The following is an 18,173-nucleotide window of genomic DNA, read 5'->3' on the forward strand; positions in this document are numbered from 1 at the left end:
AGCTCAACGCTGACCGAAACGGAGTGCAGACTAAAATTATACTCCACTGGTGCGAACCGGTAGAAGGATGGTACATATCGTCTGACTGTCGGTTCTTTTGTATGTAAGGCCATAGTTCGCTCCGCAGATCAGCTTGATCCTGCGATTGATGTTCTGGACACCGTAACCTTCATTTTCAAAATTCAGCAGTGTTGGGTCATTTGGATCAAAAGCAAGGAGACGTTGCATTTTTTCCAGATTAATGTTAGTGCCGTCATTGCGGATGATGATGTGTGTGAAGTCATCCACCGAGATGGATATTCCCAGTCGTCCACCATGTTCTAACTGACTGATGCCATGTTTTAGGGCGTTTTCAATGATGGGCTGCAGGATGAAACGTGGGATAAAAATGAGGGGAAGCGGTTCCGGCAGATCAAAGTCATAGGTGAGCCGGTCTTCATAACGGAATTTCTGCAGTACCAGATAGCTTTGGATATAGCGGATTTCCTGATTCAGTTCTGTGAACGGACTGTTATTTTTCATCAGACTCAGCCGGAAGGTATCAGAAAGAGCAGTGATCATTTCGCTGATTTCATCCTGTCCGTTTGTCAGAGCAATCCAGTTGATGGAGTCTAAGGTATTGTACAAAAAATGCGGATTGATCTGACTTTGCAGCAGAGCAAGTTCAGCATCTTTTTTTTCAATGTTTTTTACATAGTTTTCCTGGATCAGTGTATTTAAACGATCCTCTAACTGTTCATAAGAACGGTACATTTGGCCAATTTCGTCCGTGCGGATTTTGTAGGCAGAAATCTGACGGGTATCGATGGTTTTATCATCAAATCCGTGGTAAGTATCCATTAATTTGGATAGGCTGATGATTGGCCGGGCCATATTATTGGCACTGTAGCGGGATATGAGAAACAGAATCAGGATGATCACGGCGATCATCAGCACCAGTTCGCCCATAAGTACAGAAGCATTGTGATTAACTTCCTTGTATGGAGTGATCATGCATGATTTCCAGCGGTTGTGGTTCAGATTGCTGCAGGTGACAACGTACTGTTCCTTTTCCCAAGAAATAATCCCACTTTTTTCTGGTACAAGATGTTCATCCAGAATCCCGGAATAATCTTTCATGCTGACATTGGAAATAATGACATTGTTATCCGCATCCATCAGAAATGCATTGGTGGTGTTTCCAAAGGAAATCTGATGCCACAGGTTCTGAATATATTCGTCATCCAGATAGATCATCAGATAGCCAAGCTGTGTCTGATAGTCTGCGGTACTGAAAACCGGCCGTGCGAGCATCAGTGTATTAATTTGATTTGGAATTTCTTTGTTTTCCTGTGACTGATAGGTTTTTGCACTTAAAAAGGCATAAGGAAACCACTGATAGCTAGTATCAGATTTTTGCAGAGAAGGAAACCACCATTTGTCCTGGATGTTTTGAAAAGAAGAAACATCCGTGTAGGCAAGTTCTGTGGAAAAAAGGGTGTGATCCATACCGGTGAGTACCATACTGTTGATGTAGTCACGGTTTGCAATGAAGGCATTGACATAGTAGGCAGTGCTGTGGTCTTCCGGATAAGGGTCCCCGGCAGCTGCGTCCTGCATAAATTTCTGGATATCAGAATTATAAACCATTTCCCGGGAAATATTTTCTATATCGTTGAACATGGCCAATAATTGTGTATTTAGCTTCTGTACTTCAATGGCCTGCGTCTGTTCAATACTCTGATGGATGCTGCTTTGCAGAAACAGAAATGAGCCGATAAACAGCGCAGCCATTACAGGGACGGCAATAAAAATAAATGACAAAAACAGCCGTTGCGTAAAATTGATAGAATCAGACAGTTTATTAAATATATGAAAGAAAGGAACCTGTTTTCCGTTGTGTGTTTTTTTCATAACTTCTCCTTTATGTGTAAGTTTTACATAGAATCATTTTACAATACGACAGTTTTTTTGTAAAATAAAAGAGATAGGGTTGCGGACGATATTTTTTGAAGAATGGACCATGAAGCCTGAAATGGTATTTTGTGAATGGCGCAGGTGAAGGATAATAAGACGGGAGAGTGGTGCGAAAATGGGAATGAGAAAGTTACACTGCAAAGTGATGCCGGCGTTGCTAAGCGCCGTATTTTTAGTTGTATTTCTGGGAGGATGTACTCAGAAGAAAAGTGTAGCACAGCAGGAACCGGCAAAAGCAGAACTTGAGGTATGGACATTTTTTGACAAAAATGTTCCAGGTGCCTATTATGTATTTTTATGGGATACGTTGGCAGAAAAATACGGTTATGATATTAACGTAAAATCTTATTCCACCGAGCAGCTGAAGGATAAACTGAAGGTGGCACTTATCTGCAATGAACTTCCGGATATTTTTCTTGTATGGGGTGGCTCTTATCCGGGATATCTGTTTGATGCAGGAGCCTGTATGCCGGTGGATGATTATATCAGTCAGGCACCATTTAAGGAAGAATATATTCAGCCCTATAAGGATGGCGTGCATTATATCATTCCGTGTCTGTCCGATGGATACGAGGTACTTTACGGTAATCAGAGTCTGATGACAGAACTTGGAATTGATCAGATTCCACAGACCTGGGAAGAACTTGAGATGCTGGTGAGACAGGTGGCTGCATATAATGCGGCACATGATACTTCCTATGCTGCACTGGAACTGGGAGAAAGGGACAACTATCTGGGAGAAATGTTGTACGGAATGATTGTGAACAGGATAGATCCTTATGCATATGAAAAATGGGAGAATGGAACCATTGATTTTATGGATCCGGTTTTTCTTGAAGCAGCACAGAAGGTGGAATGGCTGGTGCAAAACCATGCGTTTCCGGAAAACTATATGGAAACGGGGGAGGCAGAAGCTGTTCGGAATTTTATCAATAAAAAAGCGGTGCTTTTTTCACATCAGTCTGCAATCATTTATCATTTGATCCATAATATGGGAGAACATGGATTTCTTGTGGGACAGTTTCCGTCCTGCACGGAAACTTATAATGAGACATACGGTCAGTATCTGATGGATATGAATCATTCCCTGACACCGGGTATCTGCATCAATGAAAAATCTGAATACAAAGAAGATGCGGCAGAAATCTGCATGGAATTTTCTCAACAGGTAAATGAAATCAATGTGACGGAATATGGCTATCAGAATCTTATGGATCTTACATATCCGCAAACAAGTGATGTGGTCAAACCGGTATCAGATTTGAATGAGATGATTGCATCCGCAAAGAAGATCACACCGGACTGGTATTCCCAGCTTCCACAGGAAACAGGGGACAGTTGGCGGAATCTGACCAAAAAACTGTTTGCCGGAGAACTGAATGCACAGAAATTTATAGAAGAAGCACAAAAATATATGCAAAAACAACAATAAAGAAGTGAAAAACTACTTTTAATTGTGCAAAAATAAAATATAACAGAAAAAAATTAATATTTTTTTTAGAAATCCGAATAAATTCAATAAAATCTGAATTTTTTCGGATTTTTTTTTGTGCAAAAATCAGATACAATGTAGGCACCGAAAGGATACTAGAGAGATCTTTTAGAGGAGGGTAAAAAATATGAAAAAGAGATTAGCAAGACTTGCAGCAGTTGTAATGTCCGTAATGATGATCGGATCATTAGCAGCATGTGGAAGCGGGGACGGGGGTTCCGGCGACGGCGGCAGCGCATCCAAAGGTTCATCAGGGGATACCATTAAAGTTGGTATCGTTATTCCGGAGACCGGAGCACTTGCAGCATTTGGTGCCGGTACACAGGAAATGACACAGTATGCACTGGATCAGATTAATGAGGCAGGCGGAATTGAAGTTGATGGAACAGCAAAGAAATTAGAACTGGTGGTTGCCGATTCCGAGTCTAATGCAACAAAAGCATCTGAAGCAGCCAACAACCTGATTTCCAGCAAAAATATTGATATTATGATTACATCTCATACAGCAGATACAACAGTTCCGGTTGCAGCCGCTTGTGAGAGAGCAGGCGTTGTATGTTTATCTGTTGATACACCGGATGAGGCATGGGCAACTTCTGATTACAAATATAGCTACCATGCAGGATTCAATACAGAGAATGAGCTTTCCTGCTTTAAGGATGCATGGGATGCAGCAGGCATCGCAGGCGGAAAAGTCGGTGTAATGCACGCAACAGATACAGAAGGTCAGACAATGATCAACGCAATTTCTGATTTTGCAAACTCCAACGGTTACGAAGCATATGATCCGGGCGCTTATACATCCGGGGCAACAGATTATACATCTATTATCAATAACCTGAAAAAAGAAGGCTGTGACGCAGTTGTCGGCGTTATGCTTACATCTGATTTTGGTACTTTCTATTCACAGCTGAAATCTTCCGGATATATGCCGAAGGTATGTACTGTTGCAAAAGCTACACTGTTCAAAGAAGATGTTGACTCCGCAGGTGCGAACGGACTGGCTGACGGACTTTGCTCTGAAGTTTGGTGGACACCGGATCATCCATATACCTCTTCTATCTCAGGACAGACATGTAAAGAAATTGGTGATAAATGGATGGAGCTGACAGGCGACAAATACGCACCGGCTACAGCAGGTTATGATTACGCAAACGTAGAGATCCTTTATAACGTACTGAAAAATGCAGGTTCTCTTGATACAAAAAAACTTTGTGCAGCAGCAGATGAACTTAATGTTGATACAATTATCGGTAATGTAAACTATAATGACAAACATTACTCCGTTCAGAGCCTTGTAACAGGTCAGTGGACATACAATGATGATGGAACATGGACACAGAACATCATTGCAAACACACAGGTTCCGGATTGCCCGGTTACATCTGAACTCAGAGTTTTAAAGTAATGCAGACTTCAGTAATGTAACGAACACGATCAGGAAAAATCCTGATTAGACAAAAGGAGGTAACCGTCGGAAAGGTAATGTGTTTTCTGACGGTTATTCTTCTCATAAGAGAATTTTGACAGGGAGGTATAAGGTTTTGAGTGCAATCTTAACGGTAAAAGACCTGAGCATCTCATTCGGAAGCAACCATGTATTAAAAAGTATCAATTTTGAACTTGGCGAGAATGAGGTACTTGGTGTGATCGGACCAAACGGTGCAGGAAAAACAGTTATGTTGAACATCCTGACCGGTATTTTGAAACCAACCGGTGGTACCATGATTTTTGATGGAAAGGATATTGCAAGTGAGGGTGTGACAGAGCGGTGCCGTGGCGGTATCGGAAGAACATTCCAGGTGCCGAGACCATTTGAACAGATGACCGTATTTGAAAATATTATGGTTGGTGGTGTATTCGGAGCTGGTATGTCCGAAGCACAGGCAAAAGAAAAGGCCCTTAAAGTAGCGAAAATCATTAAATTAGATGATAAATTGGATTTGTTTGCAGGAAAACTGGGACTGTTAGATCGTAAACGTCTCGAAATCGGACGTGCACTGGCTACTGAGCCGAAGATTTTACTGCTGGATGAGGTTGGTGGTGGTCTGACAGAGTCTGAGGTAGGACTGATTATCAATCTTGTAAAAGAAATCAAGCGGGAAGGTGTCAGCGTAATCTGGATCGAACATATCATCCGTACCATGCTGGAAGGAACCGACCGTGTTATGCTTCTGGCTGACGGTGTGGATGTCATTACAGGAAAACCACTGGATGTTATGAATTCCAAAGAAGTAAAACGAGTATATATGGGAGGAGGAGACGACGAATGAGTTTGTTAGAAGTAAATCATATTGATGTTCATTACGGAGATTTCCTTGCTCTGAAAGACGTATCAATTCATGTAGAACCTGGTACCATCGTATCCCTGATCGGAGCGAACGGTGCCGGAAAATCCACAATTATGAATACTATCTGTGGACTCAACAAACCGACAAAAGGAGATATTATTTTTGACGGACAGAATATTGCGGGCAAGAAACCAAATCAGATCGCACGCCTTGGTCTTTCCATGGCTCCGGAAGGAAGTCACTGCTTTGAGCGAATGACCGTACAGGATAACCTTCTGATGGGTGCCTACCTTGCAAAGAAAGACGAACGTATGCAGCGACTGGAAAATGTATATAAACTGTTCCCGATCCTGAAAGAGAAAGCGAATCAGATGTCAACGTTCCTTTCCGGTGGACAGAGACAGATGCTTGCTATTGGCCGTGGAATTATGACACAGCCTAAGATTCTTCTCTGTGATGAGATTTCTTTGGGACTTGCGCCGGTTGTTATCAATGATATTTATGAAAAACTGAAAGAGATCGCTGACACCGGACTGACCATGCTGATCGTTGAGCAGGATGTAAACCGTTCACTGAAATCCTCTGATTACGCATATGTGGTTCTGGAAGGAAAAATTGTAATGCAGGGTAAATCTAAAGAGTTAAGTGTAGATGAAGTAAATGATGCTTACTTCGGTATTAATACATTTTCTCACTGATCATGTTAGACAAAGGAGTTGAGAAATTATGATTCAATGTATTGTTACAGGTATCCTCCTGGGAGGATTATACTCCATGATTGGTATCGGTATGTCTCTGGTTTTCGGTATTATGGGACTGACCAACCTGGCACATGGAGATTTGATGATTCTTGGTACTTATATTTCACTTGTTATGACAAGAGCGCTTGGATGTAATCTGATCGTATCGGTTATCGTATCTGTTGTCGTTATGTGTGTACTTGGTTTCGTGATACAGCAGTTCCTTGTTAATAAGGTTATGGATAAAGGTGAGGCACCGGCACTGCTGGTAACCTTCGGACTTTCCATTTTTCTGTCCAACCTGATGCTGAAAATCTTCAGTGCGGACAACCAGTCCATTAATAACTCACTGTCATCCAAAAATGTTGTTACTACTGACGTATTATCTATTTCTGCAAGTTATCTGACAAGTTTTATCATCGCTTGTGTTATTATCATCGGTCTGTCACTGGTAATGCAGAAAACAAACTTTGGTCGTGCCATCCGTGCTACCTCTGATGATACAATGGCAGCAGAGCTTATGGGCGTAAATACAAAACTGGCTTACGCTGCTGCAATGGTAATCTGTATGGGTATTACAGCAATAGCAGGAACGTTAGTTGGTTCCACATTCGTATTTTATCCGTCATCCGGTACACAGTACCTGATCATTGCATTCGGTGTTGTAGTAATCGGAGGTATGGGAAGTTTGTTCGGAACGCTGATCGGTGGTATCGTACTTGGCGTTGCTCAGATTGTTGGTGGATATGTATTTGGATCCGGTGTACAGATGCTGATCGCTTACATTGTATTGCTTGTAATTCTGGCATTGAGACCAAATGGATTGTTCGCAGCTTCTGCGGTAAGAAAGTAAGGGGGCTGACGAATATGAAGAAAAAAATGAACCTGATCATTTTAATTGCGGTTATCGCAGTTATGTTTGTAATTATTCCGCAGGCCGGTTCAACGTATCTGCTGAATATTATTACTCTGATGTGTCTGTATATGGCTATGAGCCAGATGTGGAACCTGCTTGGCGGTTATGCCGGAATGTTGTCTCTTGGTATGCAGGCTTTTATTGGAATCGGCGGTTATTCATTGACCATTCTTTCTGTAAACTATGGTGTAAATATTTATCTGGCGATCATCATCGGTGCAGTAATCTGTGCACTGTTTGGACTTGCAGTATCTCCGGCAATCTTTAAGATGAGCGGTGTATACTTTGCAATCGGAACATGGATCATCGCAGAAGCATTAAATATTTTCTTCTCAAACTGGAAATTTGTAGGTTATGCACAGGACTGGAGTATCAGCACAGTATTTTCCCTGTCTAATAAACAGTTATATTACACAGCATTGATTGTTGCGGTACTCGCAGTTTTGGTTGTGTTTGGATTGCTGAGAACAAAAACCGGTCTGGCGCTTATGGCCATTCGTGACAGCGCATCTGCAGCTGAGACTATGGGTGTAGAACTTTATAAAACAAAATTGAAATGCTATGTGATCGCATGCTTCATGATGGGACTGATCGGTGGTGCACAGTACATGCAGACGGCTTATATTAATCCATCCACAGGTTTCTCCATCAACTGGACGATTGCTATGACATTTGCTGTTATCATTGGTGGACTGGGAACCATGGAAGGCCCGATCGTTGGATCTGTATTATATGTAATCATCGTACAGATTATGTATAACTATCCTGGTATGTCAAATATTGTACTTGGTATTATCGCAATTGTTGTTATTATGGTTGCACCGGATGGCATTATGGGAACCCTATATAAGAAGACCGGATTTCAGATTTTATCACCAAGAAGAAGTATTCCAAAACATTAACATATCCAACTTTTTAAAGAAGTCCCGCAGATCTGGTTGTCTGCGGGATTTTCAATGTGGTCTGTGTGAGGATTTATAAGTTATAGTGATTATTTCCCGGAAACGGAAGAAAACTGGTTCTTTGTTGTAACAATTTCTGAAAATATCAGTTTGTATAGATTTTTTGTATAAAATATATTATCATGAAGTCATTCGTAAAAATGAGGTAAAGACATGAAAAAAGAAGAATTATACAGATTTGTGGATCACACTGCGTTAAAGGCAGTCACAACCTGGAAAGAAATCCAGCAGTTGTGTCAGGAAGCACGTTTTTTCAGAATGGCTTCTGTGTGCATCCCAAGCAGCTATGTAAAGCGTGCACATGAATATTTTCCGGAATTAAACATTTGCACAGTAGTCGGTTTCCCGCTTGGTAATGCAAGTACAGAGGCGAAACTGGCAGAGACACGTCAGGCACTGGAAGACGGTGCGAATGAGATCGATATGGTTATCAATCTTGGTATGGTAAAGAATCAGGAGTATTCGCAGGTAACAGAGGAGATTCGTCTGCTCAAGGAAGCAACCGGTGATAAGATCTTAAAAGTGATTATTGAAAACTGTTATCTGACGGAAGAAGAGAAAATCCGGATGTGCGAAGCAGTGACAGAAGCCGGAGCGGATTTTATCAAGACCTCAACCGGATTCGGAACCGGCGGTGCTACATTGGAGGATGTGATACTGATGAAGCAGCATGTGGGACCGAATGTAAAGATCAAAGCGGCAGGCGGTATCCGTTCCAAAGAAGATATGGAACTGTATATCGGTGCAGGATGCAGCCGGATCGGTACAAGCAGTGCAATTGCAATGTTGCAGGACGGAGAATAAGATGGAGTTTGCAGAACTGATTCAGAAGGCAAAGGAAGCAAAAGAACAGGCCTATGCTCCTTACTCCGGTTTTCATGTAGGAGCGGCACTGCGGTGCAAAGACGGTACGATATTTACCGGGTGCAATATCGAAAATTCAGCGTATGGTCCTACAAATTGTGCAGAACGTACCGCAATATTCAAAGCGGTTTCGGAAGGATTTCGTGAATTTGAAGCAATCGCTATTATCAGTGACAGCAAACAGCCGACAGCGCCCTGCGGTGTCTGCCGCCAGGTGATGGCGGAGTTTTGTTCCCGGGATTTTCAGGTGCTCATGCTGGGATGCGAAGGAATTCAGCGCACAGCATCCTTAGGTGAACTTTTACCTTATGCTTTTTCTCTGGAAAAATAAGGAATATGGCAAAACGAACGTGAAGTCGGAATCCAGAATTTTCTAAAAAAAATTTGAATTTTTTATTGCCAGGATGCACATAGTAAAGTATAATCAGATGTAGCGGAAGTGATTCCTGGGGTGTGCGAGAACCCTGTTATTTTGAACCTACATTTTCTTTTTGGGAATCTTAAATTGTCGGCTGGATGCCAGGCCACCGAATTCGCAGTGGAAGGCAGAAGACCGATTGCGGAATCCCCCCTAGCTTTGCTAGGAGTCAAAATTGCAGGAACGGCACTCTGGGATCACAAAAGAGAAAACTGAAAAATGTTACAAAAGATAAAGGCATAGAGATATGTCTGCGTTACAAAAGATGAAAGAACTGAATCACAAAAGATAAAGCCGGACATGGTGTGAATAACATCATGTCCGGTTCTTTTTTCCCTTTTACAGCCATATGATGTTGCGTGGAGGGGACAGGTGTATGAGAACAGAAACAGATTGCAGACAGCCAGGACGAAGATATCTGGAAAAACAGAAAAAACGAAGAAAGCGTCGAAAGGTGCTTCTGTTGTGTTTCCTTAGTATGGCTGTGATTGCAGGAATCTTTTTGATAGTAGCGGAAGAAAAAGAAAAGCAGGAGCAGACAACGGAGCTTCATCAGGAGGTTTATGCGTCGGAACTGGCAGGGTATCTGCAGGCAGCATATCTGACGCCGGAGGAAACACGGAAGTTGGTGATTCCAAAAGTCCGGGATGTTCTGACTGTGGCTGATCTGCAACAAATTTGCAGTGTGCTGGGGGTAGAAGGATGTTATGAGGAAGCAGTGATGCAGCTGCAGAACCATTTTAGTACAACTGATAGTACCTCTGTGAAAAAGAATGAAACGATAGTAAGCAGAGCGCAATGGTGTATGTACTATGAACTGCTTCTGGATACTCTTCAGGTGAAAGATACCGTAACTGAAGCGGAAGTACAATATCTTGGAAAAGTTCCCGGAGAACAGCGTATCATAGCAGACAATGGAAATTATGATTGTGATCTGCAAAGCTGTCGGATGGAGTATGGAAAACACTATGTGGCGTATGTGCAGGGGAAGGTACTGCTGGGAATCAAACAGGAAGTGGGACAGATGGATGCAGAAGCGGGAAAAACACCGGAAAAAACAGCTTCCGGGAACAGCGCAGGCACGAAAGTGGGACTGATTACAATTCCGGAGACGGTGCGGGTTCTACTGACGCAGGATCATGGACAGAAGCCGGAACGTGCTGGAGTGTATGTATTGGGAAGTACCACATGGAAAGCATCTGCTTCCGGTGTGGAGGCGGTTGTTGCGGCCCAAACAGCAGCAGACTGTGGTACGTGGATGGCACAGAACGGGGTCAATGAAGCTGTTGTGGAAGCGACAGATGGCGGTACATTAAGTCTGACAGATGCCGGTGGAGCAGTTCAGGGGACCTATGCCGGAAAACTGCATATATATCGAAAGGCAGATGGCAATACATATTGGATTGTGAATGAACTTGGGATGGAAGATTATCTCTGCGGTGTGGTGCCTGGGGAGATGCCTGCATCCTTTGCACCGGAAGCATTGAAAGCCCAGGCAGTCTGTGCCCGGACCTATGCGGCGTTACAGGTGTTGGGAACCGCTTATGAAATGTATCATGCGGATGTGGACGATACCACTGACTGTCAGGTATACCTTCCGGAAAATGCAAATGCGGCGGCAACGGAGGCCGTGTATGCTACCGCCGGACAAATTCTTACCTGGCAGGGGATGATAGCCTCGATTTATTATTTTTCTACGTCCTGTGGTTATACTACCGGTCTGGAAGTATGGCAGCAGGAGGCACTTCCTTATCTGGGGGTTCACAGTCTTGTACAGAATGAAGGAATGGGATCATCTGCAGATATATTTTTGCGGGATGGCCAGGTGACAGCATACGACAGTGAAAGTCGCTTTTTTCGATGGCGGGCTGTGTTGCAGTTAGCAGGAAATGAGCAGAAACTGCGGCACTCATTACAGACGGCAGCCAGCCACCGGGATGGAAAAGTAGTGCTGACAGATGGCGCAGGTGTGCAGACGGAGAATCTGACATCTTTTGGAACGCTAGCGGATCTTGGCATTGATGCAAGATCGGAATCCGGCTGTGTCACAGATCTGCGTCTGACTTTTGAAAACGGTATTGCACATGTATACAATGAAAATGCAATCCGGAATATTTTATGGAGCATTTGTACCACTTTGACAGATAAAAACGGAAATTCTGCACATAATTTCCACATGCTTCCCAGTGCATTTTTTTCGGTTGATACAGAAGAACACGGAATCTATGTGCTCTATGGAGGTGGTTTGGGACACGGGATCGGTATGAGCCAGTATGGTGCGGATGGCATGGCAAAAAGCGGCAAGGGATATGTGGAGATACTTGGAACATTTTTCCCGGGAACAGAACTGTATACAGGATCTGGTGAATAAAAAACTTGATGAAATGTAAAAAATCTGATATTCTATCGGAATGTGAATATTCAAAAGACAATTGTTTTGGATACAAAAGGGGAGAACTTATGGATTATAAGCATTTGATAAGGTTCTTTTTACAAAAACTGAAAAAAGATAATATTGGTGCCTACGCAGCGCAGGCAGCGCTGTTTATCATCATGTCAGCCATCCCGTTTTTACTGGTATTTCTGTCGCTGCTGCGGTTCACACCAGTGAGTGAGAGTACCGTACTGTCGGTGATTCAGATGGTACTTCCGGGACAAATCAAGATCACGCCGATGCTGATCAATGTGGTAAATGAAGTGTATACAAATTCGGCCAAAATGCTTCCAATCGCAGTGATCTTTGCGGTGTATTCTGCTGCAAAGTCGATCCAGAGTCTTCGTTACGGTCTGAATATTGTATACGATACCGATGAGACCCGAAACTGGTTTGTACTGCGTTTCCGGGCAATGATCGAGACATTGATCCTCGTGCTTGTCATCATTTTACTGATGGTATTTCTGGTATTTGGCCGGAAAATCCAGAATATGCTCGTACAGTATGCACCAATTCTGTCCATAGTAACGGATATCATTTTAAAACTGCGGCTGCTGATCCTGTTTTTTGTATTGATCGTATTCTTTATGTTTATTTATAAAGTATTGCCGAACCGGACTGCAACGTTTAAAAGCCAGCTTATTGGAGCGGTGGGATGTTCTGCCGCATGGTATGTATTTTCCTTTGGACTGTCTGTATATGTTGATTATTTTAACGGATTTTCCTTATATGGCAGTCTGACTACGATCTTCCTGTTGATGTTCTGGCTGTACATCAGTATGTACATTTTTCTGGTGTGTGCAGAAGTGAATAATCTGTTTGAAATTCTTCTGGTGGAGATCCAGGAAGCGCGACAGAGAAAAAAAGAACGGGAACAGGATAAAAACGCTTGATGTTTTAAAAAAGCTATGCTAGAATAAATTTTAGTTTTGATTTGGAGATATGTATATTTTCAAATCTTTCTGTTTTTGATTTATTGTCCGGATGCTGTATATAGTATGCTGTACCGGAGAAATAGAATCCAGGTTACAAAAGCTGAGAAGATGTCAGTAGGCAGATGATCGGATTACAGAGAGAATGTATGTTGGCTGAGAGTACATTTAAGGAAAGACATTTGCTGAATTTCCCATCGGAGCTGCTGTTTTGAACAGGGAATGTACGGTTTGCAATGCCGTACGGGTCCAGTAGAGACAGACGGGTCATGCACGTTATGCATCAGAGTGTCCGATGTATGTCGGAAAGTCGGGTGGTACCGCGGAATTATTTCGTCCCTTTCTTTGTGAAGGGACGTTTTTTTATGGGATTGTGGAAGTGCAAAGCACGGAACAATCCGTGTAATCAATATTTCTCAAAATGATAAAACAGAACAATCTGATACATTTATGAATAAGTAAAAGGAGATAAGAGATGAAAGACAAGTTAAAGCAAATCAGAGAAAAAGCGCTTGCTTCTATCGAAAGTTCAGAAGGATTAAACGGATTAAATGATGTCCGTGTTGCATTCCTCGGGAAAAAAGGTGAGCTTACTGCAGTATTAAAAGGAATGAAAGATGTCAGCCCGGAAGAGCGTCCATTGGTTGGTCAGATGGTAAATGAGACAAGAGCAGCCATCGAACAAAAATTAGAAGAAACCAAAAAGAAAATGGAAGCGTTGGAGTTGGAACATAAACTGAAAAAAGAAGTCATTGACGTAACACTTCCGGCAAAGAAAAACCGTGTAGGTCATGGTCATCCGAACACCATCGCCCTGGAAGAAGTTGAGCGTATCTTTGTTGGTATGGGATATGAAGTCGTAGAAGGACCGGAAGTAGAGTACGATTACTACAACTTTGAGGCACTGAATATTCCGGCAAATCATCCGGCCAAAGATGAACAGGATACATTCTATATCAATGACAAAATTGTACTTCGTACACAGACATCTCCGGTACAGGTTCGAGTGATGGAACAGGGCAAACTGCCGATCCGTATGATCGCACCGGGACGTGTATTCCGTGCCGATGAAGTAGATGCAACTCATTCTCCGTCCTTCCATCAGATTGAGGGACTGGTTATCGATAAAGGTGTTACATTTGCAGATCTGAAAGGAACACTGCAGGAGTTTGCAAAAGAGCTGTTCGGACCTGAGACAAAAGTAAAATTCCGTCCACATCATTTCCCATTCACAGAGCCGAGTGCTGAGGTAGACGTGACTTGCTTCAAATGTGGTGGAAAAGGATGCCGTTTCTGTAAAGGTGAAGGATGGATTGAGATTCTTGGCTGTGGCATGGTTCACCCGCACGTACTTGAGATGAGCGGCATTGATCCAAAGGAATATTCCGGATTTGCGTTCGGTGTAGGCCTGGAGCGTATCGCACTGTTAAAATATGAAATCGACGATATGCGTCTGCTTTACGAAAATGACGACAGATTTTTGAAACAGTTTTAGCGTTAGCTTTGAGAAGTGCATAGGAAAAATTTTGAGGGAAAGATTTTCGAATCTGCACGAAAGAAGTGCATAAGAAAAACTTTGCAGGAATAATTTTCGAATCTGCACGAAAAATTATGAAAGAATTAATATAGGAGAAAGAAACATGACAACTTCATTATCTTGGATAAAAGCATATGTTCCGGAATTAGAAGTAGAGCCGCAGGAATACATGGATGCGATGACACTTTCCGGTTCAAAAGTAGAAGGATATAAAAAATTAGATGAGGATCTGGAAAAAATCGTGATCGGTCAGGTATTAAAAATCGAAAAACACCCGGATGCAGATAAACTGGTAATCTGCCAGGTGGATATCGGCGGAGAGACCACACAGATTGTAACCGGCGCACCAAACGTATTTGAAGGCGCAAAAGTCCCGGTTGTATTAGACGGTGGACGTGTTGCAGGCGGTCATGACGGAAAAGTCGTAGAAGGCGGCATCAAAATCAAAAAAGGTAAATTAAGAGGTATAGAGTCCAATGGTATGATGTGCTCCATTGAAGAACTTGGCTCTAATACCGATATGTATCCGGATGCAGCTGAGGACGGACTTTACATTTTACCGGAAGACGCTCCGGTTGGTGAGAGTGCAGTTGCTTATCTTGGATTAGATGACGTAGTTGTAGAGTACGAGATTACATCTAACCGTGTAGACTGCTTTTCCATTCTTGGTATTGCCCGTGAGGCAGCAGCTACTTTCGGAAAAGAATTTATTCCGCCGGTAGTAACAGAGACAGGAAATACAGAGGACGTAAACGACTACATTAAAGTATCTGTAGAAGATGCGGATCTTTGCCCGCGTTATACTGCCCGTGTAGTAAAAAATATTAAGATCGCACCGTCACCGAAGTGGATGCAGCACAGACTGGCTTCCCACGGTATCCGTCCGATCAACAATATCGTAGATATCACAAACTATGTCATGGAAGAGTTTGGACAGCCAATGCATGCTTATGATATGGATACAATCTCCGGCCATGAGATTCGGGTACGCCGTGCTGCTAAAGGAGAGAAATTTGTTACGTTAGATGGCCAGGAGCGCACCTTGGATGACAGTATTTTGATGATCTGCGATGGCGAAAAAGCAATCGGACTTGCCGGTATCATGGGTGGCGAAAACTCCATGATCACAGACAATGTTCAGACAATGCTTTTTGAGGCGGCTTGCTTTGATGGAACAAACATCCGTCTGTCCAGCAAAAAAGTAGGTCTTCGTACCGACGCTTCCTCCAAATTTGAAAAAGGCCTGGATCCAAACAATGCGATTGAGGCTATGAACCGTGCCTGCCAGCTCATCGAAGAACTTGGTGCAGGTGAAGTTGTTGGCGGTGTCGTTGATGTATACCAGAAAGAAATGACAGGAAGAAGAATTGCATTTGATCCGGATTGGATCAATGGTCTGCTCGGAACTGATATTTCTGCAGAGACAATGATCGGATATTTCAAAAAAATCGATCTTGGTTTTGATGAGGAGACACAGGAAGTCATCGTTCCATCCTGGAGACAGGATCTGCTCCGTGATGCAGACATCGCAGAGGAAGTAGCACGTTTCTACGGATATGACAATATCCCGACCACACTTCCATCCGGAGAATCCACAACAGGTAAACTTTCCTTTAAACTTCGTGTAGAGGAAGTGGCAAGAGAAGTTGCCCAGTTCTGCGGATTTTCACAGGGAATGACATACTCCTTCGAGAGTCCGAAGGTATTTGATAAATTATTACTTCCGGCAGACAGTCAGTTGCGTAATACCGTAACGATTTCCAATCCGCTTGGCGAGGACTTCAGTATTATGCGTACCGTTTCCTTAAACGGAATGCTGACATCTCTTTCTACCAACTTCAATCGTAGAAACAAAGATGTGCGTCTGTATGAATTAGGAAATATTTATCTGCCAAAACAGGAGCCTGTTACAGAGCTTCCGGAAGAGCGCATGCAGTTTACATTGGGATTCTACGGTGATGGCGATTTCTATACTATGAAAGGTGTTATTGAGGAGTTCCTGTATAAAGTAGGCATGAATCTGAAACCGGAGTATGATCCGGAGTCGGAACTGTCCTTCTTACATCCTGGACGTCAGGCAAATGTTATTTATGATGGTCAGGTAATCGGCTACCTCGGTGAGGTTCATCCGACAGTTGCAGCAAATTACTCCATTAAAGATCGCGTATACGTTGCTGTCATTGATATGCCGGAAATCGTTTCCCGTGCAACTTTTGACCGCAAATACGAAGGCATTGCAAAATATCCGGCAGTCAGCCGCGACCTCAGTATGGTTGTTCCGAAACATGTACTTGCAGGCGATATTGAGAAGGTATTTGACGAGAGAGGCGGCAAGATTCTTGAGTCTTATGAATTATTTGATATTTATGAGGGCGCACAGATTAAAGCAGGATTCAAATCTCTGGCTTATAAACTGACCTTCCGTGCAAAAGACCGTACGTTAGAGGAAGCAGATATCACTGCTGCCATGAAGAAGATAATGAACGGTCTGGAGCGTCTGGGCATAGAGCTGCGCCAGTAGAAAGTTGGTGTCTGTATTGAACGAAAACGAAATGAAGGTAACAGATTATTATTTTGATCTGCCACAGGAGCAGATTGCGCAGGACCCGCTGGAGGATCGGTCATCCTCCAGACTTCTGGTCCTGGATAAAGAGACTGGCGAGTATTCTCATCATGTATTCCGGGAAATCACAGAATTCCTGAAACCAGGTGACTGCCTTGTCTTAAACAATACAAAAGTAATTCCTGCCCGTCTGTTTGGTGAAAAAGAGGGGACTCAGGCAAAAATCGAGATTCTTCTGCTGAAACGCAAGGAAAACGATGTCTGGGAAACGCTGGTAAAACCGGGTAAAAAGGCAAAAGTCGGCACAAAGATTATTTTTGGTGGTGGACTTTTAGTCGGTGAAGTGATTGATATCGTGGAAGAGGGCAACCGTCTGATCCAATTTACTTATGAAGGAATTTTTGAAGAAATTCTGGATCAGTTAGGTCAGATGCCGTTACCGCCATATATCACACATCAGTTAAAGGACAAGAACCGTTATCAGACTGTTTACGCAAAATATGACGGTTCTGCAGCAGCTCCGACTGCAGGGTTACATTTTACACCGGAACTGCTTCAGCAGGTAAAAGATATGGGCGTTGATATTGCAGAGGTAACACTGCATGTCGGACTTGGTACTTTCCGTCCGGTAAAAGTGGACAATATCCTGGAACACCATATGCATTCAGAGTTCTATATGGTGACACAGGAAGCCGCTGACAAGATCAACAATGCGAAGAAAAACGGTCATCGTGTAATTTGTGTTGGAACCACAAGCTGCCGTACCATTGAGTCCGCAGCGGACGAAAACGGTATGTTGAAAGAGAGCAGCGGATGGACAGAGATTTTCATCTATCCGGGCTATCAATTCAAAGTGCTGGATTGTCTGATCACAAACTTCCATCTGCCGGAGTCAACGTTGCTGATGCTGGTTTCTGCACTTGCAGGAAGAGAGCATGTGCTGGCGGCTTATGAGGAAGCAGTGAAGGAAGGATATCGGTTCTTCTCCTTTGGAGATGCGATGTTTATTCAGTAGAAAGCATTTCTAAGAAAATATAGTGGGATAAATAAATAGTGCCTGTGACAGTG

At 43.0% G+C, this 18,173-nt stretch carries 14 protein-coding genes, 1 other RNA gene and 1 other annotated feature; of the genes, 14 read left to right on the plus strand and 1 reads right to left on the minus strand.

Features of this window, described 5'->3' with window-relative positions:
* Window positions 1-36: 36 nt before the first annotated feature.
* A complete protein-coding gene (locus tag ACIRUQ_RS03980) occupies window positions 37-1,893 on the minus strand; it encodes a sensor histidine kinase (RefSeq protein ID WP_055288952.1) in 1,857 nt (618 codons plus the stop codon).
* Window positions 1,894-2,071: 178 nt separating this feature from the next.
* On the opposite strand from ACIRUQ_RS03980, the gene ACIRUQ_RS03985 reads away from it, so the two are divergent.
* From ACIRUQ_RS03985 to queA, 14 genes are all read left to right on the plus strand, one after another.
* Window positions 2,072-3,388, plus strand: coding sequence for an ABC transporter substrate-binding protein (locus tag ACIRUQ_RS03985; protein ID WP_021737617.1), 1,317 nt, complete (start codon window positions 2,072-2,074; stop codon window positions 3,386-3,388).
* A 187-nt stretch (window positions 3,389-3,575) separates the two neighbouring features.
* Complete coding sequence (locus ACIRUQ_RS03990; RefSeq protein ID WP_021737618.1) at window positions 3,576-4,856, plus strand: ABC transporter substrate-binding protein; 1,281 nt, start codon at window positions 3,576-3,578, stop codon at window positions 4,854-4,856.
* Window positions 4,857-4,992: 136 nt separating this feature from the next.
* Window positions 4,993-5,721 (plus strand): ABC transporter ATP-binding protein, encoded by a 729-nt coding sequence (locus tag ACIRUQ_RS03995; RefSeq protein ID WP_044962514.1) that lies wholly within the window; start codon window positions 4,993-4,995, stop codon window positions 5,719-5,721.
* Complete coding sequence (locus ACIRUQ_RS04000) at window positions 5,718-6,437, plus strand: ABC transporter ATP-binding protein (protein WP_021737620.1); 720 nt, start codon at window positions 5,718-5,720, stop codon at window positions 6,435-6,437. The genes ACIRUQ_RS03995 and ACIRUQ_RS04000 overlap by 4 nt, the downstream gene beginning before the upstream one ends.
* A gap of 28 nt (window positions 6,438-6,465) precedes the next feature.
* Window positions 6,466-7,332, plus strand: coding sequence for a branched-chain amino acid ABC transporter permease (locus tag ACIRUQ_RS04005; protein ID WP_021737621.1), 867 nt, complete (start codon window positions 6,466-6,468; stop codon window positions 7,330-7,332).
* A gap of 14 nt (window positions 7,333-7,346) precedes the next feature.
* Window positions 7,347-8,297 (plus strand): branched-chain amino acid ABC transporter permease, encoded by a 951-nt coding sequence (locus ACIRUQ_RS04010; RefSeq protein ID WP_021737622.1) that lies wholly within the window; start codon window positions 7,347-7,349, stop codon window positions 8,295-8,297.
* A gap of 213 nt (window positions 8,298-8,510) precedes the next feature.
* Window positions 8,511-9,161: a deoxyribose-phosphate aldolase gene (gene deoC / locus ACIRUQ_RS04015; RefSeq protein ID WP_022035689.1), complete on the plus strand. Its 651-nt coding sequence runs from the start codon at window positions 8,511-8,513 to the stop codon at window positions 9,159-9,161.
* A 1-nt stretch (window position 9,162) separates the two neighbouring features.
* Window positions 9,163-9,552: a cytidine deaminase gene (locus ACIRUQ_RS04020; RefSeq protein ID WP_021737624.1), complete on the plus strand. Its 390-nt coding sequence runs from the start codon at window positions 9,163-9,165 to the stop codon at window positions 9,550-9,552.
* A gap of 109 nt (window positions 9,553-9,661) precedes the next feature.
* A non-coding RNA gene (ssrS, locus tag ACIRUQ_RS04025) (6S RNA) lies at window positions 9,662-9,840 on the plus strand.
* A 175-nt stretch (window positions 9,841-10,015) separates the two neighbouring features.
* On the plus strand, window positions 10,016-12,010 hold the full coding sequence (locus ACIRUQ_RS04030; protein WP_055288947.1) for a SpoIID/LytB domain-containing protein: 1,995 nt from the start codon (window positions 10,016-10,018) through the stop codon (window positions 12,008-12,010).
* Window positions 12,011-12,099: 89 nt separating this feature from the next.
* Window positions 12,100-12,966 carry a YihY/virulence factor BrkB family protein gene (locus ACIRUQ_RS04035; protein ID WP_022035692.1) on the plus strand — a complete coding sequence of 289 codons (867 nt, stop codon included), beginning with the start codon at window positions 12,100-12,102 and terminating at the stop codon, window positions 12,964-12,966.
* Window positions 12,967-13,101: 135 nt separating this feature from the next.
* Window positions 13,102-13,349, plus strand: a binding site (T-box leader).
* A 131-nt stretch (window positions 13,350-13,480) separates the two neighbouring features.
* On the plus strand, window positions 13,481-14,500 hold the full coding sequence (pheS, locus tag ACIRUQ_RS04040) for a phenylalanine--tRNA ligase subunit alpha (protein ID WP_021737629.1): 1,020 nt from the start codon (window positions 13,481-13,483) through the stop codon (window positions 14,498-14,500).
* A 145-nt stretch (window positions 14,501-14,645) separates the two neighbouring features.
* Window positions 14,646-17,063, plus strand: a complete 2,418-nt coding sequence (gene pheT, locus ACIRUQ_RS04045) for a phenylalanine--tRNA ligase subunit beta (protein WP_022035694.1) — start codon at window positions 14,646-14,648, stop codon at window positions 17,061-17,063.
* A gap of 31 nt (window positions 17,064-17,094) precedes the next feature.
* Window positions 17,095-18,120: a tRNA preQ1(34) S-adenosylmethionine ribosyltransferase-isomerase QueA gene (gene queA, locus ACIRUQ_RS04050; protein ID WP_055288945.1), complete on the plus strand. Its 1,026-nt coding sequence runs from the start codon at window positions 17,095-17,097 to the stop codon at window positions 18,118-18,120.
* Window positions 18,121-18,173 lie beyond the last annotated feature (53 nt).

The sequence above is a fragment of the Eubacterium ramulus genome (assembly GCF_045002895.1).
GTDB classification, from domain to species: Bacteria; Bacillota; Clostridia; order Lachnospirales; family Lachnospiraceae; genus Eubacterium_I; species Eubacterium_I ramulus.